The 1233-nt window shown below is 54.3% G+C and carries 1 rRNA gene; it reads left to right on the top strand.

Annotation, left to right across the window (positions count from 1 at the left end):
- Positions 1 to 1233, top strand: a 23S ribosomal RNA gene (locus C9J03_RS26335); the annotation flags it as partial.

Genomic DNA, 1233 nt, shown 5'->3' on the forward strand with positions numbered 1-1233 from the left:
TGAAGTCATTGATGCCATGCTTCCGGGAAAAGCCTCTAAGCTTCAGATAGTAAGGAATCGTACCCCAAACCGACACAGGTGGTCGGGTAGAGAATACCAAGGCGCTTGAGAGAACTCGGGTGAAGGAACTAGGCAAAATGGTACCGTAACTTCGGGAGAAGGTACGCTGCCGGCGGTGAAGAGACTTGCTCTTGGAGCTGCTGGCAGTCGCAGATACCAGGTGGCTGCAACTGTTTATTAAAAACACAGCACTGTGCAAAATCGAAAGATGACGTATACGGTGTGACGCCTGCCCGGTGCCGGAAGGTTAATTGATGGGGTTAGACTTCGGTCGAAGCTCTTGATCGAAGCCCCGGTAAACGGCGGCCGTAACTATAACGGTCCTAAGGTAGCGAAATTCCTTGTCGGGTAAGTTCCGACCTGCACGAATGGCGTAATGATGGCCACGCTGTCTCCACCCGAGACTCAGTGAAATTGAAATCGCAGTGAAGATGCTGCGTACCCGCGGCTAGACGGAAAGACCCCGTGAACCTTTACTACAGCTTGGCACTGAACATTGACCCTACATGTGTAGGATAGGTGGGAGGCTTTGAAGCGCAGTCGCTAGATTGCGTGGAGCCGTCCTTGAAATACCACCCTTGTAGTGTTGATGTTCTAACGTCGCCCCGTTATCCGGGGTGCGGACAGTGCCTGGTGGGTAGTTTGACTGGGGCGGTCTCCTCCCAAAGCGTAACGGAGGAGCACGAAGGTGGGCTAATCACGGTCGGACATCGTGAGGTTAGTGCAATGGCATAAGCCCGCTTGACTGCGAGAATGACGGTTCGAGCAGGTGCGAAAGCAGGTCATAGTGATCCGGTGGTTCTGTATGGAAGGGCCATCGCTCAACGGATAAAAGGTACTCCGGGGATAACAGGCTGATACCGCCCAAGAGTTCATATCGACGGCGGTGTTTGGCACCTCGATGTCGGCTCATCACATCCTGGGGCTGAAGTCGGTCCCAAGGGTATGGCTGTTCGCCATTTAAAGTGGTACGCGAGCTGGGTTTAGAACGTCGTGAGACAGTTCGGTCCCTATCTGCCGTGGGCGTTGGATGATTGAGAGGGGCTGCTCCTAGTACGAGAGGACCGGAGTGGACGAACCTCTGGTGTTCGGGTTGTGTCGCCAGACGCATTGCCCGGTAGCTAAGTTCGGAATCGATAACCGCTGAAAGCATCTAAGCGGGAAGCGAGCCTC

This window comes from Photobacterium gaetbulicola (assembly GCF_003025515.1).
Taxonomy (GTDB): domain Bacteria; phylum Pseudomonadota; class Gammaproteobacteria; order Enterobacterales; family Vibrionaceae; genus Photobacterium; species Photobacterium gaetbulicola.